The organism is Acinetobacter sp. YH12241 (genome assembly GCF_013417535.1).
GTDB lineage: Bacteria > Pseudomonadota > Gammaproteobacteria > Pseudomonadales > Moraxellaceae > Acinetobacter.
Genome location: NZ_VPDQ01000006.1, coordinates 25,090 through 51,945, shown reverse-complemented (window position 1 = coordinate 51,945; position 26,856 = coordinate 25,090). Strand labels below are relative to the sequence as shown.

The 26,856-nt window shown below is 42.5% G+C and carries 27 protein-coding genes, 1 tRNA gene and 2 pseudogenes; 18 read left to right on the top strand and 12 right to left on the bottom strand.

What is annotated here, in order from left to right; all coding sequences use genetic code 11:
- Positions 1 to 86 precede the first annotated feature (86 nt).
- Positions 87 to 908 (bottom strand): 2,3,4,5-tetrahydropyridine-2,6-dicarboxylate N-succinyltransferase, encoded by an 822-nt coding sequence (gene dapD, locus FTV18_RS05305; protein WP_004784553.1) that lies wholly within the window; start codon positions 906 to 908, stop codon positions 87 to 89.
- 299 nt (positions 909 to 1,207) lie between these two features.
- Between dapD and carO the strand changes: the two genes are divergently transcribed.
- Positions 1,208 to 1,930, top strand: coding sequence for an ornithine uptake porin CarO (gene carO / locus FTV18_RS05300; RefSeq protein ID WP_180016958.1), 723 nt, complete (start codon positions 1,208 to 1,210; stop codon positions 1,928 to 1,930).
- 61 nt (positions 1,931 to 1,991) lie between these two features.
- Here carO and FTV18_RS05295 read toward each other — a convergent pair whose 3' ends face one another.
- The 8 genes and pseudogenes from FTV18_RS05295 to FTV18_RS05260 form a co-directional block, all read right to left on the bottom strand.
- Positions 1,992 to 3,194 (bottom strand): outer membrane protein transport protein, encoded by a 1,203-nt coding sequence (locus FTV18_RS05295; RefSeq protein WP_180016956.1) that lies wholly within the window; start codon positions 3,192 to 3,194, stop codon positions 1,992 to 1,994.
- 119 nt (positions 3,195 to 3,313) lie between these two features.
- A complete protein-coding gene (locus FTV18_RS05290) occupies positions 3,314 to 4,237 on the bottom strand; it encodes a CysB family HTH-type transcriptional regulator (RefSeq protein WP_004784546.1) in 924 nt (307 codons plus the stop codon).
- A gap of 52 nt (positions 4,238 to 4,289) precedes the next feature.
- Positions 4,290 to 5,351 carry a sulfate/molybdate ABC transporter ATP-binding protein gene (locus tag FTV18_RS05285; protein ID WP_004784543.1) on the bottom strand — a complete coding sequence of 354 codons (1,062 nt, stop codon included), beginning with the start codon at positions 5,349 to 5,351 and terminating at the stop codon, positions 4,290 to 4,292.
- Between the two features lie 11 nt (positions 5,352 to 5,362).
- Entirely contained in the window at positions 5,363 to 6,256 is an 894-nt protein-coding gene (gene cysW / locus FTV18_RS05280) for a sulfate ABC transporter permease subunit CysW (protein ID WP_004784540.1), read from the bottom strand.
- On the bottom strand, positions 6,253 to 7,086 hold the full coding sequence (cysT, locus tag FTV18_RS05275; RefSeq protein ID WP_180016954.1) for a sulfate ABC transporter permease subunit CysT: 834 nt from the start codon (positions 7,084 to 7,086) through the stop codon (positions 6,253 to 6,255). Before cysT ends, cysW begins: the two co-directional genes overlap by 4 nt.
- 86 nt (positions 7,087 to 7,172) lie before the next feature.
- Entirely contained in the window at positions 7,173 to 7,778 is a 606-nt protein-coding gene (locus FTV18_RS05270) for an alpha/beta hydrolase (RefSeq protein WP_180016952.1), read from the bottom strand.
- A gap of 30 nt (positions 7,779 to 7,808) precedes the next feature.
- On the bottom strand, positions 7,809 to 8,825 hold the full coding sequence (locus FTV18_RS05265) for a sulfate ABC transporter substrate-binding protein (protein WP_180016950.1): 1,017 nt from the start codon (positions 8,823 to 8,825) through the stop codon (positions 7,809 to 7,811).
- A gap of 173 nt (positions 8,826 to 8,998) precedes the next feature.
- Positions 8,999 to 10,008: pseudogene (locus FTV18_RS05260) on the bottom strand (sulfate ABC transporter substrate-binding protein).
- A gap of 161 nt (positions 10,009 to 10,169) precedes the next feature.
- On the opposite strand from FTV18_RS05260, the gene pabC reads away from it, so the two are divergent.
- From pabC to FTV18_RS05240, 4 genes are all read left to right on the top strand, one after another.
- Positions 10,170 to 10,985: an aminodeoxychorismate lyase gene (pabC, locus tag FTV18_RS05255; RefSeq protein ID WP_180016946.1), complete on the top strand. Its 816-nt coding sequence runs from the start codon at positions 10,170 to 10,172 to the stop codon at positions 10,983 to 10,985.
- A gap of 1 nt (position 10,986) precedes the next feature.
- Positions 10,987 to 12,045, top strand: coding sequence for an endolytic transglycosylase MltG (gene mltG, locus FTV18_RS05250; protein ID WP_180016944.1), 1,059 nt, complete (start codon positions 10,987 to 10,989; stop codon positions 12,043 to 12,045).
- A gap of 2 nt (positions 12,046 to 12,047) precedes the next feature.
- Entirely contained in the window at positions 12,048 to 12,647 is a 600-nt protein-coding gene (gene tmk / locus FTV18_RS05245) for a dTMP kinase (protein ID WP_179992697.1), read from the top strand.
- Positions 12,648 to 12,737: 90 nt separating this feature from the next.
- A complete protein-coding gene (locus FTV18_RS05240) occupies positions 12,738 to 13,178 on the top strand; it encodes a PaaI family thioesterase (RefSeq protein WP_179992698.1) in 441 nt (146 codons plus the stop codon).
- A gap of 120 nt (positions 13,179 to 13,298) precedes the next feature.
- On the opposite strand, the gene nadB is transcribed toward FTV18_RS05240, so the two are convergent.
- A complete protein-coding gene (gene nadB / locus FTV18_RS05235; protein WP_180016942.1) occupies positions 13,299 to 14,927 on the bottom strand; it encodes an L-aspartate oxidase in 1,629 nt (542 codons plus the stop codon).
- 236 nt (positions 14,928 to 15,163) lie between these two features.
- Here nadB and FTV18_RS05230 point away from each other — a divergent pair, with 236 nt between their 5' ends.
- From FTV18_RS05230 to FTV18_RS05180, 11 genes are all read left to right on the top strand, one after another.
- Complete coding sequence (locus FTV18_RS05230) at positions 15,164 to 16,549, top strand: Do family serine endopeptidase (RefSeq protein WP_125279350.1); 1,386 nt, start codon at positions 15,164 to 15,166, stop codon at positions 16,547 to 16,549.
- Positions 16,550 to 16,676: 127 nt separating this feature from the next.
- A complete protein-coding gene (locus FTV18_RS05225; RefSeq protein WP_166138319.1) occupies positions 16,677 to 17,162 on the top strand; it encodes a thioesterase family protein in 486 nt (161 codons plus the stop codon).
- Positions 17,163 to 17,422: 260 nt separating this feature from the next.
- Positions 17,423 to 19,240, top strand: a complete 1,818-nt coding sequence (gene lepA / locus FTV18_RS05220; RefSeq protein WP_004784519.1) for a translation elongation factor 4 — start codon at positions 17,423 to 17,425, stop codon at positions 19,238 to 19,240.
- 21 nt (positions 19,241 to 19,261) lie between these two features.
- Positions 19,262 to 20,089 (top strand): signal peptidase I, encoded by an 828-nt coding sequence (gene lepB / locus FTV18_RS05215; RefSeq protein ID WP_159124070.1) that lies wholly within the window; start codon positions 19,262 to 19,264, stop codon positions 20,087 to 20,089.
- A gap of 24 nt (positions 20,090 to 20,113) precedes the next feature.
- Positions 20,114 to 20,485: a DUF4845 domain-containing protein gene (locus FTV18_RS05210; protein ID WP_180016940.1), complete on the top strand. Its 372-nt coding sequence runs from the start codon at positions 20,114 to 20,116 to the stop codon at positions 20,483 to 20,485.
- Positions 20,457 to 21,155: a ribonuclease III gene (gene rnc / locus FTV18_RS05205; RefSeq protein WP_004784515.1), complete on the top strand. Its 699-nt coding sequence runs from the start codon at positions 20,457 to 20,459 to the stop codon at positions 21,153 to 21,155. Before FTV18_RS05210 ends, rnc begins: the two co-directional genes overlap by 29 nt.
- On the top strand, positions 21,155 to 22,183 hold the full coding sequence (gene era / locus FTV18_RS05200; protein WP_004784513.1) for a GTPase Era: 1,029 nt from the start codon (positions 21,155 to 21,157) through the stop codon (positions 22,181 to 22,183). The genes rnc and era overlap by 1 nt, the downstream gene beginning before the upstream one ends.
- A gap of 18 nt (positions 22,184 to 22,201) precedes the next feature.
- The gene (locus tag FTV18_RS05195; RefSeq protein WP_180016938.1) at positions 22,202 to 22,399 is read left to right on the top strand and encodes an NF038104 family lipoprotein; all 198 of its coding nucleotides are present in this window, start codon (positions 22,202 to 22,204) and stop codon (positions 22,397 to 22,399) included.
- 11 nt (positions 22,400 to 22,410) lie between these two features.
- Positions 22,411 to 23,121, top strand: a complete 711-nt coding sequence (locus FTV18_RS05190) for a DNA repair protein RecO (RefSeq protein WP_034171228.1) — start codon at positions 22,411 to 22,413, stop codon at positions 23,119 to 23,121.
- Between the two features lie 13 nt (positions 23,122 to 23,134).
- Positions 23,135 to 23,860, top strand: coding sequence for a pyridoxine 5'-phosphate synthase (gene pdxJ / locus FTV18_RS05185; protein ID WP_034171229.1), 726 nt, complete (start codon positions 23,135 to 23,137; stop codon positions 23,858 to 23,860).
- Between the two features lie 15 nt (positions 23,861 to 23,875).
- On the top strand, positions 23,876 to 24,529 hold the full coding sequence (locus FTV18_RS05180; RefSeq protein ID WP_179992703.1) for a tRNA-(ms[2]io[6]A)-hydroxylase: 654 nt from the start codon (positions 23,876 to 23,878) through the stop codon (positions 24,527 to 24,529).
- Between the two features lie 356 nt (positions 24,530 to 24,885).
- Here FTV18_RS05180 and FTV18_RS05175 read toward each other — a convergent pair.
- Positions 24,886 to 24,961, bottom strand: a tRNA-Asn gene (locus FTV18_RS05175).
- A 237-nt stretch (positions 24,962 to 25,198) separates the two neighbouring features.
- Between FTV18_RS05175 and FTV18_RS05170 the strand changes: the two genes are divergently transcribed.
- Positions 25,199 to 25,642: a hypothetical protein gene (locus tag FTV18_RS05170; protein ID WP_180016936.1), complete on the top strand. Its 444-nt coding sequence runs from the start codon at positions 25,199 to 25,201 to the stop codon at positions 25,640 to 25,642.
- A gap of 12 nt (positions 25,643 to 25,654) precedes the next feature.
- Here FTV18_RS05170 and FTV18_RS05165 read toward each other — a convergent pair whose 3' ends face one another.
- The gene (locus tag FTV18_RS05165; RefSeq protein ID WP_180016934.1) at positions 25,655 to 26,098 is read right to left on the bottom strand and encodes a PaaI family thioesterase; all 444 of its coding nucleotides are present in this window, start codon (positions 26,096 to 26,098) and stop codon (positions 25,655 to 25,657) included.
- A gap of 161 nt (positions 26,099 to 26,259) precedes the next feature.
- On the opposite strand from FTV18_RS05165, the pseudogene FTV18_RS05160 reads away from it, so the two are divergent.
- Positions 26,260 to 26,669 (top strand): annotated as a pseudogene (locus FTV18_RS05160) (GFA family protein).
- Positions 26,670 to 26,856 lie beyond the last annotated feature (187 nt).

Below are 26,856 nucleotides of genomic sequence, written 5' to 3'. Positions count from 1 at the left end.
AAATCCCTACGATCATTGCTGACCGTAGAGACGAGGAGCGGTTGAAGCTCCGGGGAACACAAATGTGTCCTCTAGGTTAAGACATCTTAGTCTTCGCGAAGCAGATCGTTCAGGCTAGTTTTAGCACGAGTTTTCGCATCTACTTTTTTCACGATTACAGCTGCATATAAGCTGTATTTACCGCATTTAGATGGCAGGCTGCCTGATACCACAACAGAACCAGCAGGTACGCGGCCATAATGGATTTCGCCAGTTTCACGGTCATAAATCTTGGTAGATTGACCAATGAATACGCCCATTGAAATGACAGAACCTTCTTCAACGATTACGCCTTCAACGATTTCAGAACGTGCACCGATGAAACAGTTGTCTTCAATAATAGTTGGATTAGCTTGAAGCGGTTCAAGAACACCACCGATCCCTACACCACCAGACAAGTGAACATTTTTACCAATTTGAGCACATGAACCTACAGTTGCCCAAGTATCAACCATTGTACCTTCATCTACATAAGCACCGATGTTCACATAAGAAGGCATCAATACCACGTTTTTCGCCTGGAAAGAACCTTTACGTGCTACTGCAGGAGGAACAACACGTACGCCAGCAGCTTTAAACTGCTCGTCAGTCCAGTCAGAGAATTTAGTATCTACTTTGTCGTAGAAGCGAAGATCACAAGCTTCCATTGGTTTGTTATCGTTTAATTTAAATGATAACAATACCGCTTTCTTAATCCATTGATGAACAACCCATTCACCTTCGATTTTTTCAGCAACACGTAAAGTACCATTGTCCAGGCCAGCAATTACTTCCTCAACTGCTTGACGGATTTCAGCAGGACAGTCTGCTGCTGTGAAATTCGCACGGTCTTCAAACGCTTGTTCAATGATTGTTGAAAGCTGAGACATGATCTTCCTTCCAGAAAAAAATTTCCGATATTTTACACTATATTGCTCTAAAAAGATGGAAAACTAGGAAGGGTCCTGAATTAAATTCGCAAGTAAAGTGATTAGTATCCTTTTCGTATTTTAGATATGTACAAACATTGTTTAAAAAAGGCTTATCATTCAACAAGAAAAATTAATATGTATCAAAAAATAACAAAAGCTCAGCAAAACACGAATAAAAAATATTCATTGGCTCCTTTATATTGAGCTCATCACGAATAACTAATGATGAAAAAAAAGTTCTTTTGAGGAGAGAAATAATGAAAGCTTTATATCAACTTTTAGCAGTATCCGTTCTAGCTGCCACAGCTGGTTCTGCCATGGCTGCTGATGAAACAATTGTAACAGATGAAGGCGTAGCTGAATTCTCTTTCTTTAAACCTGCAGCTGTTCGTGCTGAAGTCGGTACTACCGGTTATGGTGGCGCGATCTCTTGGAATGCTAACCCTTATGTCGGTGTTACTCTAGGTTATAATGGTGGTGATATTTCATGGTCAGATGATTTATCAATCAACGGTTCTAAATATGACCTAGATATGGATAATAATCTGACTTATTTGAACGCTGAGATTCGTCCTTGGGCGAACTGGTTCTATATGGCTGCCGGTGTAGCATATATTGATAATGACTATGATATCGATCGTCGAGTAGATCCAGAGCGTGGTTTTACAGTAAATGGCCGAGATTTTACAGCTGGTGCAGATGGGGTACGACTGAATGGTCAATTATCCTACAAAAATAATATTGCACCGTATGTAGGTATTGGTTTCTCTCCAGCAATCACTAACCGTTGGGGTGTATTTGGCGAGCTAGGTGCATATTATAATGGTAACCCACGCGTTAATTTAGTAAGTGAAGGAACTGTAGAAGCGCGTCAAGCTGAATTTGAACAAGCTGTAAGAGATGAAGAACGTGAAATTCGTGAAGATAATAAATACGAATGGCTTCCAGTAGCAAAACTGGGTGTAAGCTTCCGCTTCTAAATCAGAGCTGCTAAACCTAATAAAAAAACGAGCTTCGGCTCGTTTTTTTATTTATTAAAAGCTATTGAAAATGATAGCCCAACTTCATACCGACCACCCAAACATCGTTATCATCTACTGCGGATAAGCCCACGAACTGGGGTATAGCAGCGTTTGTATCTGTTTTAGGCTTCTGGAATTTTAGATAATACAGTCCTGTAGCAATATCCCAGTGTTTTTGAAAATTCTGAAAATAGCCCAAACCCACTCCCCAATAGCCGTCACTCGGATTTAAGGTAGAAGCTGGATTTCCTGTACCTGAGTCCCATAGAATTTCAAAAGAATTAATCATAGAAGAAGGCCATTGATGGGCGATTCCAAATTTAGCAGACCATTGATCCTCCTGATAATCGATCATCTTGATATCTTTCACTTTAGGAAATTCTAGGGCGGCATAATCAATCACTGCACTGAATTTCGGCGGTTGAATAACAAAATCTTGCCAATTTACCCAGCGTAAACCCGCATAAAAAATATTCTGAGAGGGAAGCCCAGTCTGAAAATCAAAATTAATGGATTGAGGTGTTTGCACGTGGGTAAAGCTGGACGTAGGTGTGCCGACTGTAAGTGATTCTGTGATTTGCAGTTGAAGATTTATGGCTGAACGATAAGTTAACGCAGTTCTAAAGAAATACTCAGGAATTTGATAGCTCATTCCAGCGAGCCAACCCCAGGCAGCATTTTGTTCAAGCTGAACGTGATAACCATTAAAGACAGAAAAAGATTCTCCTGCCAAACTTAGATTACCTTCTAAGGTCTGATAACTTAGTCCTGCATAGAGATTCCAGTTGGGATCAGGCTGATAACCAAGAATGGAAGTCAGATTATAACTATCAAACTCAATATCGGCTGCTTCAATCTCTGTAGGCTCACCTGCAAAAACTGGACTATATTGATATGCAACATCCACATGGAAAGGCTGATCGTAAATAAGACCCCAAGAGATCTGTGGATGAAGCTGTAATTTTAATGCAGCATTCGCAACCAGCTGATTATTCGCAAGCTGACCCGTAGAAAAATCCTGAATACCTAATTGTTCTAATATTTCGGTATGCTGTACTTGACCGCTAACATTAGGATTCGTCCAGGCAAATGAGACTTCAGCATAATGATCCTTTTCAAAAAAGGACTGGATAGTTTGATTGGATTGCTCAAAAGCGGCAGCAAAACTTGTCCCGGAAAAAATCAGTCCATATCCCAAGAGGGAAAATTTGTAGCTCATCATTAATATAATTTATTTATTGAATTATACTGTGATTATGTTTGATTTTTAATGAAATAATCTACTGTTAAAATTAAAAAAAGAGGCAATACGCCTCTTCAATTTAGAAAGCATAATCCATATTATTCATCTGGATAAGCCACTTTTTTCAGTGCCTTGATATCTGCATCTGGTGAGCATAAAGAAATAAACTCATAACCATAACCACGTAATAAGTGGCCTTTACGTACTGCGATCCAGGTAGTATTTACTCCAAAAATATCAGTTTTAATCTGTTTCAGACGATAGTCACGTTCTGGATCATAAGCCAGATCATTGACAATGCCGACACCCATGTTGAGTTCTACATAAGTTTTAATCACATCGGCATCCAGAGCTGACATGACAATATCCACATCCACACCGGCTTCTTCAAAGGCTGAGTCGATTTTAGAACGGCCAGTAAAGCCACCGTGATAAGTAATAATCGGATAGCCAGCGAGGTCTTCAATACGAACCTGTTCTTTGCTATTTAACGGGTGATTTTGCGGCGTAATAATACTGTGCTGCCAGTTATAATAAGGCACACTCGCCAGATTTTCTTCAGTCGTTAAGGCCTCAGTCGCAATCCCGATATCTGCTTCACCCTGAAGAAGCATTTCGGTAATTTCCATTGGACTGGCTTGTTGCAAAATCAGATGAACTTTCGGAAATTCTTTTTTGAACTGATTTACGATTGGTGGCAGTACATAACGTGCTTGAGTATGTGTCGTTGCAATCGTTAATGTACCTTCATCGACCTTGTTAAAGTCATCTGCAAGACGTTTGATATTGTCTGCATCAACCAGCATACGCTCTACAATGCCAAGAAGTGCCTGGCCTGGTTCAGTTAATCCTAATAAGCGTTTACCTTTACGGATAAACAACTGTACACCAAGTTCATCTTCCAGGTCTTTAATATGCTTACTGACACCTGACTGCGAAGTGTAAAGCGCGGCAGAAGCTTCAGTTAAATTAAAATTCTGTCTAACAGTTTCTCGAATAATTCTTAATTGTTGGAAATTCATAATTCTTTATCCTATAAGAGGATGGGGCATTTTAAAGCCCCATCTTGCAGTCTTACGCGACCTGGTTTTCAAATAAATGCAGATTTAATGCACTCAACCAAACAGTTTGATCCGGACGGAATTGATGAGCGCGGGCTTCTTCTGGTGTCAGTGAAATTTCAATCAGATTGCCTTGGCGGTCATTCAATTCTGCAACGACTTTTCCTGCAATCCAGAGTTCACGAATAAACGTGGCCTGAATCGCATTCTCTTGTGGTTGGGCATGAATACGCAGTTCATCCGGGCGAGCGAAGACAATGACATTACCCTGAGCTGCCTGTTTGGCGGCATCGAACTGGATACGGTCTTCACCTAGCTGAAGTATGCCGCCATTATTCTGGCCTTCAAAGCGGTTGGCTTGTCCCAGGAAGTCAAACACGAATGGTGTTTTCGGTGTTTCATACACTTCACGTGGTGAACCGATCTGTTCCACATTGCCTTTGTTCATCACCACGATCTGATCAGCAACTTCTAAGGCTTCTTCCTGATCGTGAGTGACGAAAATTGAAGTAATGTGCAGTTCATCATGCAGGGTACGTAACCAGCGACGTAGTTCTTTACGGACTTTGGCATCTAGTGCGCCGAACGGTTCATCTAGTAACAAGACACGTGGCTCAACGGCTAGTGCACGAGCAAGTGCAATACGTTGACGCTGACCACCAGAAAGCTGAGCCGGATAACGGTCAGCCAGGAAGCCAAGTTGTACCAGATCAAGCAAGCGGGTCACGCGTTTTTTAATTTCAGCTTCTGATGGACGAGTAGAGCGTGGACGGACACGTAGACCAAATGCCACGTTGTCAAACACAGTCATGTGACGGAACAGGGCATAGTGCTGGAATACAAAACCCACTTCACGTTCACGAACGTGAACATTGGTTGCATCCTGACCTTCCAGAATTACCTGACCACCGTCAGCAGATTCCAGACCTGCAATAATACGCAGTAGAGTTGTTTTACCGCAGCCTGAAGGACCAAGTAGGGCAACCAGCTGACCATCCGGGAAATCCAGGGAAATGTTTTTCAGTGCATGGAATGCACCAAAGTGTTTTTCAATATTTTTAACTTGAATACTCATGTGGGCATTCCTTAAGAAACTGTTGAATCGTCATTACGTTTGTCTTGTTTTTCCTGGCGCAGTTCTACCCAGGTTTTCAGAACCAGAGTCACAATTGCGAGGAGAGCCAGGAGCGATGACACGGCAAACGCAGCGCTAAAGGTATATTCGTTATATAGAATTTCGACGTGTAGCGGCAAAGTATTGGTTTCACCACGAATATGGCCAGAAACCACTGATACTGCACCGAACTCACCCATGGCGCGGGCATTACACAGAATTACGCCGTAAATCAGACCCCATTTGATATTTGGCAGGGTCACTTTCCAGAAGGTTTGCCAGCCAGATGCACCGAGTACAATCGCAGCTTCTTCTTCTTCAGTACCTTGCGCTTCCATTAAAGGGATCAGCTCACGTGCTACAAAAGGTACGGTAATGAAGATCGTTGCTAGAACAATCGCAGGAACGGCGTAAAGGATCTTGATGTCATTATCCATCAACCAGCCACCCATCCAGCCTTGAGTACCGAAAATCAGTACCAGCATCAAACCTGCAATAACAGGTGATACTGAGAAAGGCATATCGATAATGGTGGTTAAAATTGACTTACCAGGGAAGTTAAACTTCGCTACTGACCAGGCTGCAGCTACGCCGAATATTACATTCATTGGTACCGCGATCACAGCCGTTAGTAAAGTCAGTTTGACCGCAGATAAAGTATCTGGATGAACAAGGGCTTGCGTATATACGCCAACCCCTTGTTTAAATGCTTCAACAAAGACCAGAACCAAAGGCAGGATCAGGCAGCTTAAAAAGAAGATCAGTGCAATCGCAATCAGGGTATAACGTACCCAGGTCGGCTCACGAGTCGCATCGCGGGATTGCAGCTTTTCAGCCAGCGCATTGCTGTTGGTATTTAAACTCATCGTGCAGTTCTCCCGGTACGGCGGCTCGCCCAAGCTTGCAATAAGTTAATCAGGAAGAGCATTACAAAGGAAATGAGCAGCATCACTACAGCAATTGTGGTCGCACCTGCATAGTCATATTCTTCCAGACGGGAAATAATCATTAAGGGTGCAATTTCAGTTTCAAAGGGCTGATTACCGGCAATGAAGATCACCGAGCCATATTCACCGACACCACGTGCAAAAGCCAATGCAAAACCTGTGATCAGTGCTGGCAGCAGAATCGGGGAAATGACTTTGGTGACAATCTGAAAACGGTTTGCACCGAGTGCAGAAGCCGCTTCTTCCAGTTCAGTTTCTAAATCAGAAAGAACTGGCTGTACCGTACGGACCACAAAAGGAATACCGATAAAGATCAAGGCCAGGGTAATACCGATCGGGGTATAAGCCACCTTGATGCCGATTGGATCTAAATACTGACCAATCCAGCCAGTCGGTGCATATAAAGAAGTCAGAGCAATACCGGCAACTGCGGTTGGCAGGGCAAAAGGCAGATCGACCAGTGCATCGACAATACGTTTACCCGGAAAGCTATAACGCACCAGACACCATGCCAATAACAGGCCAAAAACTACATTAATCAAAGCAGCAATAATGGCTGAACTGAAGCTTAGCTGTAATGATTTCAAGATACGTTCAGAGCTCAGGATTTCCCATAAGCCTTCCCAGCCAATGCCGAGTGATTTAATAAAAACGGCAGATAGCGGGATCAGAACGATTAATGACAAATACGCTAGGGTAAAGCCTAGAGAAAGACCAAATCCTGGCAGCACTCGGGATCGCTGCGACATGATTACTCCTCAAAAGAGAGAATGCTGGTTAAAGTTAACCAGCGAAAATTAGAAAATAGAATCGGCACAAGCATAATTTGCAGGGACTAAAATGCAAATTTAAAATAATACTTGCTCTCATCAACTTTGCTGATATGGTGCATAGCCTTTTCTGAAATCAAATATTGTTCAATTTCAGGGAAAGGACCAAAACCGGAAGCAACATTGACATGACCTACAGCTCCCAGATTAATCGGTTTGATCTTCCAGGCTTTCGCCAGAACCTGGGCATCTTCAAAACTCAGCCAAGGATCATTTTCACTGATCAGCAAAGTCGTTGGAGCCTGAATCTTGAGCTGCTGAAAATAGGCACTGTAATCTGTCTGGCTATCACGGGCAAAACCATTTTCCCCAAAACGTACCGGATTGGCAGGTGCAACCAGCACCAGATTTTTGACTTTAGTATTCAGTTCAGGATGCTGGGCCAGTGCTGCCACGCTGGTCAAACAGCCAAAGCTATGTGCCACAATTTGTACATCATCTGGAATGGCTTGCAGGGTTTTAACAAATTCTGCGACCCATACATCCAGTACCGGATGATTCCAGTCTTTTTGCTGCACACGGGAGCAACGCATGAGCCGGTGTTGCAGGCAGGTTTGCCAGTGATTGTATTCACTGCCACCTACACCGGGAACAATAAGCGTATGAGTCATGTCGATGCTCCTGTATGAAATCAGCTTAAATTATTTTTTTGCGCTGTTAGCTTTAACGATCTGGTCAAAAACACCACCATTTTCAAAGTGGGCTTTCTGTACTTTATCCCAGCCACCAAACTCCTGATCAATAGTTACCAGTTTTAATGGCTTAAAGACTTGGCTGTATTTCGCCAGTACTTTTTCATTACGTGGGCGATAGAAGTTACGTGCTGAGATTTCCTGACCCAGTGGTGAGTACAGGAAGTTCAGATAACCTTGGGCCAGGTATTTGTTGCCTTTTTTATTGGCATTCTTTTCAACAATCGCCACGGGTGGCTCAGCCAGAATTGACAGGGAAGGAGTCACAATTTCAAACTTGCCCGGTTGTTCACGAAGGGCTAAATGTGCTTCATTTTCCCACGCCAGTAATACGTCACCGATACCACGTTCAGCAAAAGTGGTGGTTGAACCACGGGCGCCTGAGTCAAGTACTTTGGTTTGTTTATAGATTTTACGAACAAATTCTTGTGCAGTTTTGTCGTTACCACCCGGTAAATGTTTGGCATATACCCAAGCTGCTAAATAGTTCCAGCGTGCACCGCCTGAAGTTTTAGGATTTGGTGTAATAATCGCTACACCCGGTTTTACCAGATCACCCCAATCCTTGATGCCCTTTGGATTGCCTTTACGTACCAGGAATACGATGGTAGAAGTGTATGGTGTTGAGTTTTGTGGTAGTTTTTTCTGCCAGTCTGCAGGTAACAGTTTGGCTTTTTCGACCAGTACATCAATGTCAGCGGCTAATGCCAAAGTTACGACATCGGCATCCAGACCATCAATCACGGCACGCGCCTGTTTACCTGAACCACCATGTGACTGTTTAAAGTTAATACTTTGGCCAGTACGGCTTTTCCAGTATTTACCAAATTCTTTGTTGACGTCTTCATAGAGTTCACGCGTCGGATCATAAGAGACATTCAAAAAGTCGCGTGCTGCAGCAGAAAACGAAGTTGCTGAAATAACAGCAGCAAGAACCCCTAGTTTTAGTTTTGTTGAAATGCTCATGTGAACCTCAAACTCTTACACGTTTTGTAACATGAGTGAAGAATAAACCTATTCTTTATGCATAAAAAATAATTAAAAATGAATTTTATATGAAAATATAAGATAAAAGGTTTTATAAGTATTTGAAACAACAATGGCCTTATTCAATAAGACCATTGCATAGACATTTATTATTACGATTTTGTGCTATTTGCCTTTACGATCTGGTCAAAGATACCGCCATTGGCAAAGTGTTTTTTCTGTACCTTGTCCCAGCCACCAAACTCTTTATCAATGGTCACCAGCTTCAGCGACTTAAAGACATTGTTGTATTGTTTTAATACTGCCGCATTACGTGGACGGTAGAAATTCTTTGCAGCAACCGTTTGACCCGCAGGTGAGTACAGGTAGTTCAAATAAGCTTTAGCCAGATTTTCATTACCATCTTTTTTAGCATTCTTTTCAACGATTGCCACTGGTGGCTCAGCCAGAATCGACAAAGAAGGGGTGATGATTTCAAACTTGCCAGGCTTTCACGAATCGCCAGATGTGCTTCATTTTCCCAAGCCAGCAATACATCACCGATCCCGCGTTCAGCAAAAGTGGTGGTTGAACCACGTGCACCTGAGTCGAGTACTTTAGTTTGTTTGTAGATCTGGCGAACAAAGTCTTGAGCTTTAGTATCATTGCCGCCTGGCTGATGTTTCGCCCAAGCCCAAGCTGCTAAATAGTTCCAGCGCGCACCACCAGAAGTTTTCGGATTTGGCGTAATGATTTCTACGCCCGGTTTCACCAGATCGCCCCAGTCTTTAATGCCTTTAGGATTACCTTTTTTCACCAGGAAAACGATGGTTGAGGTATAAGGTGTCGAGTTTTGTGGGAATTTCTTTTGCCAGTCTTTAGGTAGCAGGCCACGAGCAGCGATTTCATCAATGTCTGCAGCTAGAGCCAAAGTCACAACGTCCGCATCCAGACCATCAATGACAGCACGTGCCTGTTTGCCTGAACCGCCATGTGACTGTTTAAAGTTCACATCCTGACCAGTAGATTTTTTCCAGTAAGCACTGAATTCTTTATTAAAGTTATCGTACAATTCGCGAGTTGGGTCATAAGACACGTTTAGGAAGTCTTTTGCAGATACGCTAAAAGCGGTTGCTGAAATAAGTGCTGTCAATACCCCAATTTTTAATTTACGGATGTTCATATTTGCCTCAAATGTTTCTTTGTTTTGTTGGATGGGGCAAGAATAGCTGGAGATTTTTTGCATAAAAAATAATTAAAAACGAATTTTATGTGAGTAAAACAGATATATAGACAGAGCTTATATTTCATCGCTCTATCCGTCACCAGAGAGGCCTTAAAAGCATGCTGTATTTAAAAAATGCTCAACCCGTCAAAGATATAGATGTGCTGGATCGTGCCTTTCATTATGGTGATGGCTGCTTTACTACCGCTCGCATCTGTCGAAACTGGATCGAGTTAGCAGACCGTCATCTAGCCCGTTTAAGGATGAGCCAGCAAAAATTAAGTTTGCAGGCTGATCTGGACCTGATTGAAAAAAGTTTGCAAGCGTTATTGAAATCAGAAGCTGAACTGAACGGCACCTTAAAGATTGTACTGAGTCGTGGTATAGGGCAGCGTGGTTATAGCCTGCCAGACCATCCGGCAGATCTTTGGGTGTTCTATTATCCGAAAACTGTACAGGACTTCAGTTATGAACAGATTCAGACGGGTGTATTGCAACAGGCCATTGGCCTCAGTATGCCGAATCTGGTGGGGCTGAAAACCTTAAACCGTCTGGAACAGGTGTTGCTTAAACAGGAAGCGGATCAGCATGGCTGGCCGGAAGCACTGGTAACTGATGTGCAGGGTACAATTGTTGAAGGGGTGAGCAGTAATTGCTTCATTCGTATAAACAATACATGGATTACACCAGAACTTCGTTATAATGGCGTCTTCGGTGTGATGCGTGCAGAAATTTTGCAACGTATGCAGGATCAGGGCATTATCTGTCAGCAGCGTGATGTGGAAATGGATGAAATTCCCCATATCGACAGTCTGTTTTTCTGCAATGCGCTCAGTCCGATGAAAATTGCCACTCAATTTGAGCAGCGTGCTTTAAATGTAGATGCTTGTATTGAACTTTTTAACCGTCTTCGATTGAATCAGATGCCTTATTAATATGTCAGCTTCCAAGTCTAAAACCAAAAAGAAAAATAATGCCAAACGCCCTGGTTTCATGAAAGGGATAGTTTTATTTCTAATCGGGATACTCTTGGTTCTAGGGTTGATCCTGAAAGCTAGCCTATGGAAAGATTATCCTGTAGAAGGTCAAAAACAGTTACTGGCAATTAGTAACGGTGAAACCTATTCTGGATTTATTGATCGGCTGGCCAAAGAAAATTATGTCAGCTTTCCGATTATTTTAAAGCTGTATCAGCGCATCATGATTCATGACACCATGAAGGCGGGTGTTTATGAAATTCCTCAAGGTATGAGTATCCGTGCAGTGCTGGGCATGATTTCCAATGCAGAAAATGCTCAGATGAACCGGATTCTGGTCATCGAAGGCACGACCTTTAAACAGCTGATTGATGCCTTAAAGAAAGATGATCTGGTGACTAAAGAAGTGGTGAATTTGCCAACCGATCAATTGCTCAAAGAACTTAATATTCCATTCAATCATCCTGAAGGTCTGTTTGCTCCGGATACCTATTTCTTTGCCAAAGGTGAAACGGATCGCAAGATCCTAACCGATCTTTATCAGCGCCAGATGAAGTCTCTGGATCAGGCTTGGGAAAAACGTGCTTCAGATCTGCCATATCAGAATAAATATGAAGCGCTAATCATGGCATCGATCATTGAAAAAGAAACCAGTCTGGATAGCGAGTTACAACAGGTATCAGGTGTATTTGTACGCCGTTTGAAAATCGGTATGCGTCTACAGACAGATCCAACCGTGATTTATGGTATGGGTGAGAATTACAAAGGTAATATTACTCGTCAGGATCTACGCACTCCAACACCTTATAACACCTATACCATGGCTGGCTTACCACCGACACCGATTGCCTTGCCAAGCAAGAAAGCCATTGAAGCAGCGATGCATCCGGACAATTCACAAAATATTTATTTTGTTGCAACGGGTAATGGTGGGCATAAATTCAGCAGCAGTCTGCAAGACCACAATAGAGCAGTGCAAGAATATCTCTCTGTTTTACGTTCAAAAAATAAGGAATGAGCATGTTTATCAGCTTTGAAGGCACTGAGGGTGTAGGGAAAACCACACTCATTCGTCGTATCTATGATGATTTTATTGCTCAAGGTAAAGAGGTCGTGTTGACCCGCGAGCCGGGTGGCACACCAATGGCAGAACAGATTCGTTCGCTGTTATTGGCCGTAAACCACGAAGAAGCGATGTGCCATGATACAGAGTTATTGCTGATGTATGCGGCACGTGCCCAGCATCTGGCACAAGTGATTTTACCCGCTTTAAATGCTGGAAAAATTGTCTTATGTGATCGCTTCAGTGATGCCAGTTTTGCCTATCAATGTGCAGGACGTGGACTCAGTGAAGACAAGCTGAATCTGTTAAATCAAAATTTTGTGGAACGTATGCCAGATATTACGTTCTGGCTGGATGCACCGATTGAACTGGGTATGAATCGCGCCCGTGCCCGAGGTGCGCTGGATCGATTTGAACAAGAGAAAGTTACTTTCTTTGAGAAAGTTCGCGCCGGATATGCCGCGCTATGCCAGCGTCATCCAGAGCGGATTAAACGTCTGGATGCGACTCAAACACCGGATCAGGTATTTGAACAGGCACTGTCTTATTTAAAATAATTTTATTCTAAAGATATTTTTGGCATACTTTTCTCTAGTTATTTCAAGGAAGAATCTCTATATTGGAATAAATCAGGAAGATAAAACATGATGAAAAGTACAAGAGAAGAAATCATCCAGTTTTTACAGCAGGAATTTCCACAGAGCTTGGAAAAGTGCCAGATCGAAGCTGTAGTGCCTCAGGGTGCAACCGTACTGTATCGAGTGAGCGAGCAGGAATTACGTCCCGGCGGCACGGTGTCTGGGCCCACCATGATGACTTTGGCTGATCTGGCTTTATATATTGCGATCCTCGGTGAAATTGGACTGGTTGGCCTTGCAGTGACCACGAACTTGAATATCAATTTTCTGCGTAAACCTTCGGGTGGTGTTGATCTGCGAGGGGAAAGTAAATTGATGAAAGTGGGGAAGGCGCTCATTGTGGGAGAAGTTTGGATTTATTCGATTGATCAGGAAGAGCCGGTTGCCCATGTGACAGCGACCTATTCGGTTCCACCACGTAAAGAACCCATACACTCCTTAAAATGCTGATTAACTCATACAAATCATATGCTTTATTTAAATAACCTGATTATTCTAAAAACTTAAAAAAATCACAACCAAAGAAAAGGCAGATAACATTTAAAAATATGATCTGCCTTATTTATATCTTTAAGCATTCACCAAAGGAGTTTCTACTTCAAAACTTGGTGGAATTAGTACAGTTTTACGTAGTTCAGGCAGCAATTCTGGATAATCTAGGGTGAAATGCAGGCCACGGGATTCTTTACGTTGCATGGCACAACGTACAATCATCTCTGAAACGAGTACCAGATTACGCAGCTCGATCAGATTTTTACTGACCTGATAATCCTGATAGTACTCGGTAATTTCTTTCTTCAACATCTCAATCCGGTGCAGGGCACGTTCCAGACGTTTAGTGGTACGCACAATACCGACATAGTTCCACATGGTCTGACGCAGCTCATCCCAGTTTTGCAGAATAACAACATCTTCATCAGGATTAGTGACCTGAGAATCATCCCATTCTGGTACCTCAGGGATAGCTTGATCTGCCTTGAAATTTTCCTGAATATGTTTGGCAGCACTCATGCCATACACAAAACATTCTAAAAGTGAGTTACTGGCCATACGGTTAGCGCCATGTAAGCCAGTATAAGAAGTTTCACCAATGGCATAGAGCCCGGCAATATCGGTCTGACTGTTTTCATCTACGACCACACCGCCACAGGTATAATGCGCAGCAGGAACCACAGGAATCATTTCCTTGGTGATGTCGATGCCAAGCTCTAGCAGACGTGCATATAAGGTTGGAAAGTGTTCCTTGATGAAGCTTTCATCTTTATGGGTAATGTCTAGCCAGACATGACGAATGCCCAGACGTTTAATTTCATAGTCAATCGCGCGTGCCACAATATCACGTGGTGCCAGTTCAGCACGCTCATCAAAGCGCAGCATAAAGCGCTCACCATCAGGAAGGCGTAAATAGGCGCCTTCACCACGCATAGCTTCTGTAATCAGGAATGAACGGGCTTGCGGATGATATAAACAGGTCGGATGGAACTGGTTGAATTCCATATTGGCAACCCGGCAACCGGCACGATAAGCCATCGCAATCCCATCACCGGTCGCGATATCAGGGTTCGAGGTATAAAGATAAGCTTTCATCGCACCGCCACAAGCCAGAGCAGTAGATGGTGCTAAGAAAGTGTGGACTTGTGCACTTGCTTCATTGAGTGCATATAAACCTAAAGCGCGATTTTTACCATCTAAGCCCAGTTTTTGTGAGCAGATCAGATCAATCGCAATGTAATTTTCAAAGATGGTAATATTTTCTTTTTCCTGAGCGCGCTGTACCAACGTGGTAGAAATGGCACGCCCAGTCGCATCAGCTGCGTGAATGATTCGGCGCTGTGAATGGCCGCCTTCACGGGTCAAATGTAATTGTTCCTGCTCATCCAGGGTAAATTGGACGCCGTGTTTCAGCAGAAAATCCACCGAAGGCTTACCACCTTCAACCGTCTGCTTCACCGCATCCATTTCACACAGATGTACACCTGCAATCATGGTGTCATCAATATGCTGTTCAATCGAGTCTGTCTCATCCAGTACTGCTGCAACGCCGCCTTGTGCATAATAGGTACTGGCATCGGTCAGGGTGGATTTGGCAAGAACTGCAATATTAAAATGTTCAGGCAAAGAAAGTGCTAGACTAAGACCGGCACCACCACTGCCCACAATGATCACGTCAAAATGATGGGTAAGGGGAAAATTAGACATGTCCATCAGCTAATTGAAAAAAGTCCGTTAATCAGAGCGCTTTTTTGTACAAAAGGCAAGCGTTTAAGTGCTCATTTATTGATGAAAAAAATTAATAAAAGCTTTAACTTAATGCTTTAGAAAAATTAAAGGTTGCCAACATTCAAGCTTTCGAACATATTGTTACTTAAAATATATGAAGTTTGTGATAAAACCTATTTACATAAATTTATCAACAATTTGGGTGAATAATTTATATGAAAATTCTGGATTTAAAAAAAGGATTATTTGCAGCGACTGTTACCATGAGTGCTGCTCAGTTACAGGCAGTAACACCCGTCGATTTTTCTAACCTGGTTGATCAGGTCAGTCCGGCAGTTGTCAGTGTGAGTGTTGTCAAGAAAATGAGCGAAGAAGAGCTCTTGCAACAACAGGTTCCTGAAATTTTACGCCGTTTCTTTGGTAATCAGGTGATTATTCCGCAGCCACGTGTACCGCAGGAAAAAACCGGATATGGGAGTGCCTTCTTCATTAGTAAGGATGGCTATCTGCTGACCAACCACCACGTAGTTGAAGATGCGTCTAAAGTGACAATTACCTTGAATGATCGTCGGGAAATTGATGCGACAGTCGTGGGAAGCGACGAGCGTACCGACGTCGCTTTGTTGAAAGTCAATGGTTCAGGTTTCCCGGAACTGCGTACTGGTGATGTCGATAAATTACGTGTAGGTGAGCCTGTACTAGCAATCGGTTCACCTTTTGGTTTTGACTACTCCGCTTCTGCCGGGATTGTCAGTGCCAAGATGCGTAATATGATGGGCGAAACCGCAGTCCCATTTATTCAGACTGATGTGGCCCTGAATCCAGGTAACTCGGGTGGACCGCTATTTAACCAGCGCGGTGAAGTGGTTGGGGTGAACTCACGAATCTTCAGTGGTACTGGCGGTTATATGGGCCTGTCATTTTCGATTCCCATTGATGTCGCTATGGAAGTCGCTGACCAGCTGAAACGTGATGGTAAGGTGACCCGTTCTTATCTGGGTGTAAGCCTGCAAGATATCGACCGTACTTTGGCTGAATCTTATAAATTATCTAAGCCAGAAGGTTCTTTAATTACCCAGGTGGCACCAAACTCGCCAGCGGCTAAAGCGGGTCTGCAAGCCGGTGATGTGATTTTAAAATACAATGGTACTGATATTTCACGCACTAGCCAGTTGCTGAACTATTTGAACCGTTCTGCGCCTAAACAGCAGATCCAGTTAGAAGTATTACGTGATGATAAACGTCGTAGTATCAATGCAACACTCACGACTGCACCAGATGAAACGCCAGCCAAAGCAGGTAACCAGGCTCAGCCAAATAAAGGTCCGGTATTAGGCGTTACTATTCGGGAATTAAGCCCGGCTGAAAAAGAGCGTTTAGAGATTAAGGGTGGTGTAGTCATTCAGGATGTTCGTAGAGATGGGATCGCAGCTCAGGCACGGATTATGCCCAATGATGTCGTGACTCAAATCAATGGTAAAGCAATCTTGAACAGTAACCAGTTTGTGGAAGCTGTGGCAGATTTGAAAAAAGGTAGTGTTGCCCGTGTCGGTCTGATTCGTCAGGGTCAACGTGCCATTGTCGGGATGCGCATTTCATAAAATAAATGAATCTTCAATAATAAAAGACCGCTTGTATAGGCGGTTTTTTATTTTTCGCAATTTACCCGAGGCATAATTTCTGTAGACTCTGTATATAGAAAAAATTGCGATAAAGGATTAGAGAAAAGTGACCGGTATTTTTGACCAAGTTTTGAAGGTACAACCTGAACATATTGATCGTCTAGGACATGTGAATAACGTAGTTTATGTGCAGTGGATGCAGGATGTGGCCTCGGCGCATATCGAGCAATTAGGACTCGGTTTAAATGAGTATCTGCAACTTAAACATGCCATGGTTGCAGTTGAACATCATGTCCAGTATCGCAAGGCGGCATTTGAAGGGGATGAGCTGATTCTACGAACTTGGTTAAGTGATCTAAATGCCTTGTATTCATTCAGACAGTATGCATTTTATCGTCCGCAGGATCAGAATGTCCTATTTACCGGTAGCACGCAGTGGGCCTGTATCGAAATTGCGTCGGGTCGACCGAAGCGTATGTCGCCAAGTTTTACCCAAGCTTATCAGCCTCTCTCAGACAGTATTAACCCTTATGATTTTTCTACTTTATATTTGAGTGAAGAAGCAAAGGCGATAAGAGAAGAATCAATCTAATAAGGTGATGATATCGAGATTGAATAGAGAGTAGCTACCAAATAGGAGGCAACCCATTTAACAAGCTGTTTTCTTGAAAAAAAGCTGAGGAAAAGAAAATAAAACATAAAGCAGTTACGTATTTAAGATAGGCGAGAGAGAAGAAAGATAATTCTTTTTCTGTATCTCCATTCTGCTATAATCCTCGGCAATTTCTATTCGGCTTTTGTTATGCAATGACTTTTTAAATTGCATGACGCGTTTTTTTCTCAAGGTAGCCCATGGCGCAAGCTAAAAAATCTGTTGATATTAAAAACATTCGTAACTTCTCGATTATTGCGCATATTGACCACGGTAAATCGACTCTGGCAGATCGTTTTATTCAAACTTGTGGTGGTTTGCAGGATCGTGAAATGCAGGCTCAAGTTCTTGATTCTATGGAACTTGAACGCGAACGTGGGATTACCATCAAAGCGGCTTCGGTCACCTTGTACTATACCCATCCAAATGGCCAAGAGTATCAGTTAAACTTCATTGATACCCCGGGACACGTGGATTTCTCTTATGAAGTTTCACGTTCTTTGGCGGCCTGTGAAGGTGCACTACTGGTGGTAGATGCAGCACAAGGTGTAGAAGCGCAGTCTGTTGCAAACTGCTATACCGCCATTGAGCAGGGTCTGGAAGTTTTACCAGTACTGAACAAAATTGACTTGCCACAAGCTGAACCCGAACGTGTAATTCAGGAAATTGAAGATATTATCGGGATTGAAGCGACTGAAGCACCGACCTGTTCAGCAAAAACTGGCCTAGGTATTGAAGGTGTGCTTGAAACGCTGGTGAATGTCATTCCTGCACCAACAGGTGAACGCGATGCACCGCTGCAAGCGTTGATTATTGACTCATGGTTCGATAACTACCTGGGCGTAGTATCTCTGGTTCGTGTGAAACAGGGTCGTGTTCGCAAGGGCGACAAGATGCTGGTGAAATCGACTGGTCAGACACATATCATCACTTCAGTCGGTATTTTCAATCCGAAGCATACTGAAACCGATATCCTTGAAGCGGGTGAAGTTGGTTTCGTGATTGCCGGTATTAAAGACATTTTTGGCGCACCAGTGGGTGATACCATTACACTGGCAACTACTCCAGAAGTTCCAACACTACCTGGTTTCAAAAAAGTAAAACCACAGGTATATGCAGGCCTGTTCCCAATCGATTCCAGTGATTTTGAACCTTTCCGTGAAGCATTACATAAACTGCAAATCAATGACTCTGCGCTGTTCTTCGAACCAGAAAGTTCTGATGCTCTAGGCTTCGGTTTCCGCTGTGGCTTCTTAGGTATGTTGCACATGGAGATCGTACAGGAGCGTCTAGAACGTGAATACGATCTGGATCTGATTTCTTCAGCACCAACGGTAATTTATGAAGCAGTGATGAAAAATGGCAATACCATTTACATCGACAGCCCTTCAAAAATGCCAGATGGTTCAACTGTTGAAGACCTGCGTGAACCAATTGCAGAATGTCATATCCTCGTGCCACAGGAATACCTGGGTAATGTCATGACCCTATGTATTGAACGCCGTGGCGTACAAAAAGATATGAAATTCATGGCGAATCAGGTATCCGTTACTTTTGAAATTCCAATGGCCGAAGTGGTGATGGATTTCTTTGATAAATTGAAATCTTGTTCACGTGGTTTTGCCTCCCTTGACTATAACTTTGTGCGTTTTGAAAGTTCATCACTGGTGAAAGTGGATGTCCTGATCAATGGTGAAAAAGTCGATGCTTTAGCAATGATTTGCCATCGCCAGGATGCACGTCACCGTGGAATTGCACTGGTTGAAAAAATGAAAGACCTGATTCCTCGTCAGATGTTTGATGTGGCAATTCAGGCGGCTATTGGGGCGCAAATTATTGCCCGTTCTACTGTAAAAGCAATGCGTAAAAACGTATTGGCAAAATGTTATGGTGGTGACGTATCACGTAAGAAAAAACTTCTTGCAAAACAGAAAGAAGGTAAGAAACGTATGAAACAGGTGGGTAGTGTTGAAATTCCACAAGAAGCGTTCTTAGCTGTACTGAAAGTCGAACGCTAATACTATAAGGATAATAAGCCCATGGATTTTGATTTTAATTTGATTCTTGTTCCTGCGACCTTATTTTTCGTCGCGGTCTGGTTGCTGGATAAATTTGTTCTGAAACAACGACAGACCAAAGGCAAGGGCAATGAAAACTTCATTATTACCTGGGCTTATGATTTCTGGCCGGTTTTGGCCGTCGTTTTAGTATTGCGTTCTTTCCTGTACGAACCTTTCAATATTCCATCAGATTCTATGGTTCCAACACTGGAAACCGGTGATTTTATCCTGGTCAATAAATTTGACTATGGTGTGAAATTACCGATTGTAAATACAAAAATTCTGGATACAGGTAGTCCGGAACGTGGCGATGTCGTGGTCTTCCGTTATCCGCCACAACCAACGATTAGCTATATTAAACGTGTAATTGGTTTGCCAGGTGATCATATTGTTTATGATCATGGTCAGTTAACCATTAATGGTGAGAAAGTAGCAAAAGTTCCAGTAGAATTCAGTCGTGAAAAAGATCGCCTGGATACGCCAAATTCGATTTATCATAAAGAAACCATTGGCGAACATACTTTCACTATGCGTGAGCTGGAAGGAGTCAATGTAGCTCGTCAGGCTCCATTCCTTAACTATATAGAAAATGGTAAGTTTTCAACTGAAAATGGTTTATATTGGGAAGTGAAAGTTCCAGAAGGTCATTACTTTGCGATGGGGGATAATCGCGATCAAAGTGCTGACAGTCGTTTCTGGGGCTTTGTTCCGGAAGAAAACTTAACAGGTCGCGCATTCTATATCTGGATGCATAAAGAACCTGGCTTTAAACTGCCATCGTTTAGTCGAAACGGAATAATCGATTAATTATTTCAGTCAGGAAAATAAAAAATGAAACATCAACAAGGTGCTTCGTATATTGGAATTTTATTTGCAATCGTGGGGTTTGCTTTTCTTGCCAAAGTGGCGATTGCAGTTTGGGGGCCATACTTTGATGATCGTATGGTGGACAATCAGATTGAGGAACTTTTAAAGAGTTCTCCGGCAAATATTGCGCCAGAAAAATTTCGTCAACAGATGGCTCAGCGTTTAGAAATGAACAATATTCGCGATCTGAAGTTTGATGAAATTGCCAAGGTAACCAACACAGATGGTTTACAGGTGCACAAGAATTATGAAATTCGCAAGAATTTTATAATGAATATCGATTTAGTGATGAAGTTTGAGAAAGATTTTGATCAAAGCACAGTCAAAACTAAATGATGAGCGTCTTGCCAAACGGATCGGCTATCAGTTTAAACAAGCTGATCTGTTAAAACTGGCATTGACCCATCGTTCAGTCAGTCATAAACACAACTATGAACGCCTAGAATTTCTAGGCGATTCTCTTTTAGGAATGATCATAGCCAATTATCTCTTTACTGCTTACCCGCAGGAAAATGAGGGCCGTCTGACGCGTATGCGTGCGACTCTTGTCCGACAGGAAGCGCTAGGGAAAATTGCCAATGATCTAAAATTGAGTCAGAACCTGATTCTCAGTACGGGTGAGCTGAAATCGGGTGGTCATCATCGTGAGTCTATACTTGCGGATACGGTCGAAGCCATCATTGGTGCGATCTATGTGGATTGCGGTGATCTCACTGTATTACAGGCAATTGTGCTAAAATGGTACGAGCCGTATTTAGACAATATAGAGCCAACTGACCAGCTGAAAGACCCTAAATCACGCCTACAGGAATATTTACAAGCACGTAAAAAACCTCTCCCAGTTTACGAGGTTGTAGATATTCAGGGTGATGCCCCGAACCAGCATTTCAAAGTGGAATGCCAGGTAGAAGGCTTGCCGGTCATGGCCGGTGAAGGTTCAAGCCGACGATTCGCTGAACAGGCGGTTGCGGCAGATATTTTAAAACATTTGGAGCATAAGTCTTAATGACTACTCATTCCGATCACATTGATGCTGATCACGAGTCGCAAAGCGACAGCAATGACTTGATTAGTCAATTTTTCAGTGCACAGGGTACTGAAATTCCTTCTGATTATCGTAGCGGTTTCGTGGCGATTGTCGGACGTCCAAACGTGGGTAAATCAACCTTGATGAACCACTTACTGGGCCAGAAACTTTCAATTACTTCACGTAAACCACAAACCACACGTCATAAAATCGTAGGGATTGATTCACGTGAAAAGTCTCAGGCGGTATTTGTTGATACACCGGGGATGCATAAAAAAGAAGTGCGTGCCATCAATAAAATGATGAACCGAGCTGCGCACTCTGCATTGCGTGACGTGAACTTGGTGCTGTTTGTTGTTGATGCACAGAAATGGACCCAGAACGATGAGCTTGTTCTGGAGAAATTAAAAAATGCGGATATGCCAGTCATTCTGGTGATCAACAAGCTGGACACGTTCGAGAACAAGAATGAGGCCTTACCGCTGATTCGTGAACGTGCCAAACTGATGAACTTTGCTGAAATCGTACCGGTGTCTGCACTTCGTGGTGCCAACCTCGAACACTTACGCGATACGATTGCCAAGTATCTGCCATTCCAGCCGCCGCTATATTCACTGGATCAGCTTACCGATCGTTCAGAGCGTTTCCTGGCCTCTGAAATTATCCGTGAAAAGATCATGCGTCAGTTAGGTGAAGAACTGCCATACGATTTAACTGTTCAGATCGAATCTTTCAAAACTGAAGAGCCGACCCTGAACGAAAAAACAGGTCGTATGAAGCCGGCATGTACTTATATTGATGCGACTATTTTCGTTGATCGTGCTGGCCAGAAAGCCATTGTGATTGGTGAAAAAGGCTCCAAGCTGAAAAAAATCGGTATGGATGCTCGTGTCGACATGGAAAAAATGTTCGAGCAGAAAATCATGCTAACGCTTTGGGTGAAAGTCAAAGGCGGCTGGTCTGATGATGAGCGGGCATTGAAAAGTCTAGGTTATAGCGACATTTAAATTGGATAGGAACGGATCATGATGAAATTTCTGGCAGTTGTTGCATGTGTTTTATTCTTGCAAGGCTGTATTCATAAAGTAGTGACCGTTCCTGCCAAAGTTGCCTATAAAACCACAAAGTACGCGGTCAAAGGGACCGCGGCTGTTGTGGGTGCCGCCATTCCTGATGGGGATGACGAAGAAGATGAGAAAAAATCAAAAAAGAAAAAAGATTAAAGAAGCAGCCTATGCGTAATGAAGTGCTGCATGGATATCTGATTCATCATCGTAAATACCGCGATCGCAGTCATATTGTGCATTTATTTACCCAGGAATATGGCCGTATCGACGGGATACTGAGACAAAATCCTCCACCCCAATATCAACCCATTAGCTTGCTGGCCTCGGGCAAATCTGAACTGAAAAACTTCACCAAATTAGAAATTGTTAATCAGCCGATCTTTTTTTTCGGTGATGCCTTCTTTTCTGGCTTTTATCTGAATGAAATCCTGTTGCGTTTATGTCCGCTTGAAGTGCAAATGCCGCTGACCTTTGCCAAATATGGCGAAACGTTGAATGCTTTGCAAAAACTCTCCGATCAGGAAAATCCCAATACTTATTTAAAACAGGTTCTGCGTCAGTTTGAACATATCTTATTAGAAGAACTGGGCTATGAACTGGATTTTTCAGTCGATGCTAATCAGGCACAAATCAATCCCGTGCAACATTACTATTTTCAGTTGAATGAAGGTTTTATGCCTTCGGCTAAAGCCTTACGTTCAACCATGTCGGGCCAGCAGATTTTAACAATGCAGCACTATGAAAATGGTAGGGATTTTAATCCAGAACAGTTACAATTACTGACGAAGCTATATCGACAGGTGATCACTGCTTTGCTCGGTGACCGACCACTGAAAAGTCGACAATTGTGGATCCAAAATTCTCAATCTCAATCGTAGTTAGGAAAATAGTATGGCTGCATTACTTGGTGTCAATATTGACCATGTCGCAACTTTAAGACAAGCACGTGGTACGACGTACCCAGACCCAGTCAATGCTGCATTGATCTGTGAGCAGGCCGGTGCAGAGGGAATTACCCTGCATTTGCGCGAAGACCGTCGACATATTCAGGATGAAGATGTACGTCGTATGCGTCCGGTATTAACTACCCATATGAACCTGGAAATGGCCGTAACTGATGAAATGGTGGCGATTGCTAAAGAAATCCAGCCGCAGCATGTCTGCTTTGTACCAGAAAAGCGTCAGGAAGTGACGACTGAAGGTGGTCTGGATGTCGTTGGTCATTTTGAAGATGTGAAAAAAGCCACCCAGGAACTGTCTGCGATTGGCTGTGACGTGTCGCTATTTATTGATGCAGACATTGCCCAGATTGATGCGGCAGTCGCTTGTGGCGCACCTACAATTGAGCTTCATACAGGTGCTTATGCCGATGCTGACACGCCAGAAGCACAGCAAGTTGAGCTGGATCGCATTATCAAAGGGGCAGAGTATGCGGCTTCTAAAGGTCTGGTGGTCAATGCAGGTCACGGTCTGAACCTGGATAATGTCACTCCAATTGCTGCGATTCCTCAAATTCATGAATTAAATATTGGTCACTCGATTATTGCAGATGCAGTTTTTGTTGGTCTGGCGCAAGCTGTACAACAAATGAAGGCTGCAATTAAAGCTGCGCGTTAAGATTGCAAAAGATATATGTCAAATATTGATTATGATGAACTGATGAAGCCTGTCATTGGCTTCTTAGGTTGTGAAACACCAAAAGCCTGGCTTGATGAGGCATTACAGAATCTGGAAATTCTGATGCAGGATCATGCCAACTGTGAGAAAAAAGCAGCCAGTACAGCAATGAACCTGATGTTTCGCTATAGCTTCTTCGTAGATTTACAGGTGAAACTGGCGCAACTGGTCCGTGAAGAAATGCTGCACTATGAACAGGTGCTGGAATTCATGAATAAGCGTGGCCAGCAATGGATTGGACTCAGTGCAGGGCGTTATGCGGGTGGTTTGCGTAAGGAAATCCGGACCTATGAACCAGAAGCATTAATTGATGTGCTGGTGATTGGTGCTTTTGTAGAAGCGCGTTCTTGTGAGCGTTTCTATGCGCTTGCGCCGCTGGTGGATGACGAGTTAGGGCGCTATTACCGTTACTTGCTCAAATCTGAATCTCGCCATTTTGAGGATTACTTGGCCTTAGCTTTAGATGTGGCAAAAACCGCTAAACTGAAAAATCCACAAGAAGATATTCAAAGCCGAATTGAGCATATCCGTGAAGTAGAAAAGAATCTGATTCTCAGTCCAGATGAAATGTTCCGTTTCCACAGTGGTGTACCTGCAAAAGCAGCTTAAAAAGCTACTTAATTAAGACATCAAAAAAGATCCTCCAAATCGGGGGATTTTTTTATAAATATAAGAGTTTTTACCTAGCTTATTTATCTATTGAAAGGATTTAAAATAGCCTAAGCATTTTATAATTTGATTAGAAGGAAAAACTTGAAGTGCAAGATAGCAAAAGCTGTAGTCAATTTTAGAATAACGGCTTATAACAGCACATTTGATTAAACGAGAATATAAGCCAATCTAACTAGGTAAATAAAAGGGCAGAGTAAGAATATATAAGAGAAAAGAAGAATCGAATCATTTTATAAATGAAATTTCAGGCAATAAAAAAGCCCAAGTCTTAAATGCTTGGGCTTTCTTGAATTTGGCTCTCCCACCTGGGCTCGAACCAGGGACCTGCGGATTAACAGTCCGTCGCTCTACCGACTGAGCTATGGGAGAATCTGAATGCGATTATAGAGAGATTTTGCAAAGGGTCAAGCAAAAAACTGTCATATTTATTACAAATTGTACTTATCTGATTTTAATTTAAACGATTGCATTAAATTCTTAAAAAATGCTTGTCAGAACAAATTTCACTTGCTAGATTGAAAACATAAAGTCGTTTGACCAAATGGTCAAACAGTGTGGATTTAAACCTACTTGCCAGCACAAAAATGGCTAAACCGGAGAAAGCGAATGAATACGCTCACTATCCCTCAAATCTTCTCTCAACTGTCTTTTTATCAAGATCATTATCTCGATATTATTCAAGATTCAGCTCAATACTTTACCCCTGTGGCTGGTGCAGAAATCCGTTTATGGCCCTTAGCGACCAAACAATTGTATCTGGGTGACTTGCTGCAATTATGGTTTGCAGAAAAGTGGCTGGTCGAACAAGAACGCCAATTTAGTTTTGAGATCTTTCTGAACACACCTGAAGCACAGCAAAAAGATCATTATATCTATGCGCTTGCTGGTAATCTTCTGACCGGATCAAACCAGTCTAAAGTATGGCAGGCTTCTGCTAAAGAAACTCGGGAATTGAGTGTGGCGAATGTTTCCAAGCACTATTTCGAATATCGGGCTTTGACCCAACCGAAACTGGTAAAAGCACTGCAAGGGAAATGGGGCGTACTTTAAGTCTTAAACACCTTAATGGTCAGAATTGCGAAAAATCATGCAGGTTGCTGTGGCATGGGCATAAATGCGACCTTCGTCATCCAGAATTTGACCTTCAGAAATACCTAGATTTTTACTGAGATTAATTGATTTTCCGATTGCTTTTAGTTCTTGGTTGTGAGGAATTGGACAACACATTTTTACATTCAAATCAATTGTGCCATAACCGACACCTGCTTCAAGTAAAGTATGAATCGCGCAGCCTGTTACTGTATCTAAAACGGTTGCAGCAAAACCGCCATGCACACCTCCCATAGGATTCAGATGGCGTTCATCAGCTTTTACAAGAAAGGTCACATGTCCCGGTTCAACTTCGCTTGCAGACATGGGAATAGTGGTTGCCATAGAAGGCATAGGCAGGTTGCCCTTAAGCATCTCTTGCATAATCTGCAAACCTGAAAGATTCTTGAGATCCATAGCTTGTCCTTATTATTTTAAATACTGGATTTGAATGACAAGTTTAGGCAGATGGTGCTTCGATCAGCAATAAAAAATTGTATGAGGAAATGTACAAAGCCTTTTACTTATGATGAATCCGGTAAAATGATTAAAAATAATAATACCGAGGAAGAATAATCATGAAAGCGAGATGTTTATGCGGAGCGACTCGATTTGAAGTTCAGCTCAGAAATCATGAAGTTGCTGCCTGTCATTGTTCCATGTGCCGCCGCCAGACAAGTGGCCTCTCATGTCGATTGATATAGAAAATATTCACTTTATTGATCAGCAGCATTTATCTGTTGCAAGTACTTCTGAATGGGCAGAGCGTGGTTTTTGCAATGCCTGTGGTACTTTTATTTTCTGGCGGACCAAAGATCATTCCTTTGCCAATATTAATGTATTTACTTTGGAGCAACTGCCAGAGGATCTGGATTTCAATTTAGAAATTTATATAGATCATCAGCCAGCATTTTATTCATTTAACAATCAAACCAAAAAAATGACAGAAGCTGAGGTAATTGCTATGTTCCAGCAACCTAACTCCTGAAATGAATATCATTAGATAAAGGAAGAGCAAGTCTGGTGATTTTATCTGATGAAAATAATCTTTTTAAAATTAAGAACACTATATAAGTGCATATATATCATTAAATAAAAATACTGATTAGCAGGTTCGTATTTCAAATAGCATCCTGCTTTTCATGTCATGATCATTCTTTCTTTTGATTAAATTG

What these genes read in the sequence shown, in the direction of transcription:
- dapD (WP_004784553.1), bottom strand. Translation starts at nt 908, where the DNA reads ATGTCTCAGCTTTCAACAATCATTGAACAAGCGTTTGAAGACCGTGCG.
- carO (WP_180016958.1), top strand. Translation starts at nt 1,208, where the DNA reads ATGAAAGCTTTATATCAACTTTTAGCAGTATCCGTTCTAGCTGCCACA.
- FTV18_RS05295 (WP_180016956.1), bottom strand. Translation starts at nt 3,194, where the DNA reads ATGATGAGCTACAAATTTTCCCTCTTGGGATATGGACTGATTTTTTCC.
- FTV18_RS05290 (WP_004784546.1), bottom strand. Translation starts at nt 4,237, where the DNA reads ATGAATTTCCAACAATTAAGAATTATTCGAGAAACTGTTAGACAGAAT.
- FTV18_RS05285 (WP_004784543.1), bottom strand. Translation starts at nt 5,351, where the DNA reads ATGAGTATTCAAGTTAAAAATATTGAAAAACACTTTGGTGCATTCCAT.
- cysW (WP_004784540.1), bottom strand. Translation starts at nt 6,256, where the DNA reads ATGAGTTTAAATACCAACAGCAATGCGCTGGCTGAAAAGCTGCAATCC.
- cysT (WP_180016954.1), bottom strand. Translation starts at nt 7,086, where the DNA reads ATGTCGCAGCGATCCCGAGTGCTGCCAGGATTTGGTCTTTCTCTAGGC.
- FTV18_RS05270 (WP_180016952.1), bottom strand. Translation starts at nt 7,778, where the DNA reads ATGACTCATACGCTTATTGTTCCCGGTGTAGGTGGCAGTGAATACAAT.
- FTV18_RS05265 (WP_180016950.1), bottom strand. Translation starts at nt 8,825, where the DNA reads ATGAGCATTTCAACAAAACTAAAACTAGGGGTTCTTGCTGCTGTTATT.
- pabC (WP_180016946.1), top strand. Translation starts at nt 10,170, where the DNA reads ATGCTGTATTTAAAAAATGCTCAACCCGTCAAAGATATAGATGTGCTG.
- mltG (WP_180016944.1), top strand. Translation starts at nt 10,987, where the DNA reads ATGTCAGCTTCCAAGTCTAAAACCAAAAAGAAAAATAATGCCAAACGC.
- tmk (WP_179992697.1), top strand. Translation starts at nt 12,048, where the DNA reads ATGTTTATCAGCTTTGAAGGCACTGAGGGTGTAGGGAAAACCACACTC.
- FTV18_RS05240 (WP_179992698.1), top strand. Translation starts at nt 12,738, where the DNA reads ATGAAAAGTACAAGAGAAGAAATCATCCAGTTTTTACAGCAGGAATTT.
- nadB (WP_180016942.1), bottom strand. Translation starts at nt 14,927, where the DNA reads ATGTCTAATTTTCCCCTTACCCATCATTTTGACGTGATCATTGTGGGC.
- FTV18_RS05230 (WP_125279350.1), top strand. Translation starts at nt 15,164, where the DNA reads ATGAAAATTCTGGATTTAAAAAAAGGATTATTTGCAGCGACTGTTACC.
- lepA (WP_004784519.1), top strand. Translation starts at nt 17,423, where the DNA reads ATGGCGCAAGCTAAAAAATCTGTTGATATTAAAAACATTCGTAACTTC.
- lepB (WP_159124070.1), top strand. Translation starts at nt 19,262, where the DNA reads ATGGATTTTGATTTTAATTTGATTCTTGTTCCTGCGACCTTATTTTTC.
- FTV18_RS05210 (WP_180016940.1), top strand. Translation starts at nt 20,114, where the DNA reads ATGAAACATCAACAAGGTGCTTCGTATATTGGAATTTTATTTGCAATC.
- era (WP_004784513.1), top strand. Translation starts at nt 21,155, where the DNA reads ATGACTACTCATTCCGATCACATTGATGCTGATCACGAGTCGCAAAGC.
- FTV18_RS05195 (WP_180016938.1), top strand. Translation starts at nt 22,202, where the DNA reads ATGATGAAATTTCTGGCAGTTGTTGCATGTGTTTTATTCTTGCAAGGC.
- FTV18_RS05190 (WP_034171228.1), top strand. Translation starts at nt 22,411, where the DNA reads ATGCGTAATGAAGTGCTGCATGGATATCTGATTCATCATCGTAAATAC.
- pdxJ (WP_034171229.1), top strand. Translation starts at nt 23,135, where the DNA reads ATGGCTGCATTACTTGGTGTCAATATTGACCATGTCGCAACTTTAAGA.
- FTV18_RS05180 (WP_179992703.1), top strand. Translation starts at nt 23,876, where the DNA reads ATGTCAAATATTGATTATGATGAACTGATGAAGCCTGTCATTGGCTTC.
- FTV18_RS05170 (WP_180016936.1), top strand. Translation starts at nt 25,199, where the DNA reads ATGAATACGCTCACTATCCCTCAAATCTTCTCTCAACTGTCTTTTTAT.
- FTV18_RS05165 (WP_180016934.1), bottom strand. Translation starts at nt 26,098, where the DNA reads ATGGATCTCAAGAATCTTTCAGGTTTGCAGATTATGCAAGAGATGCTT.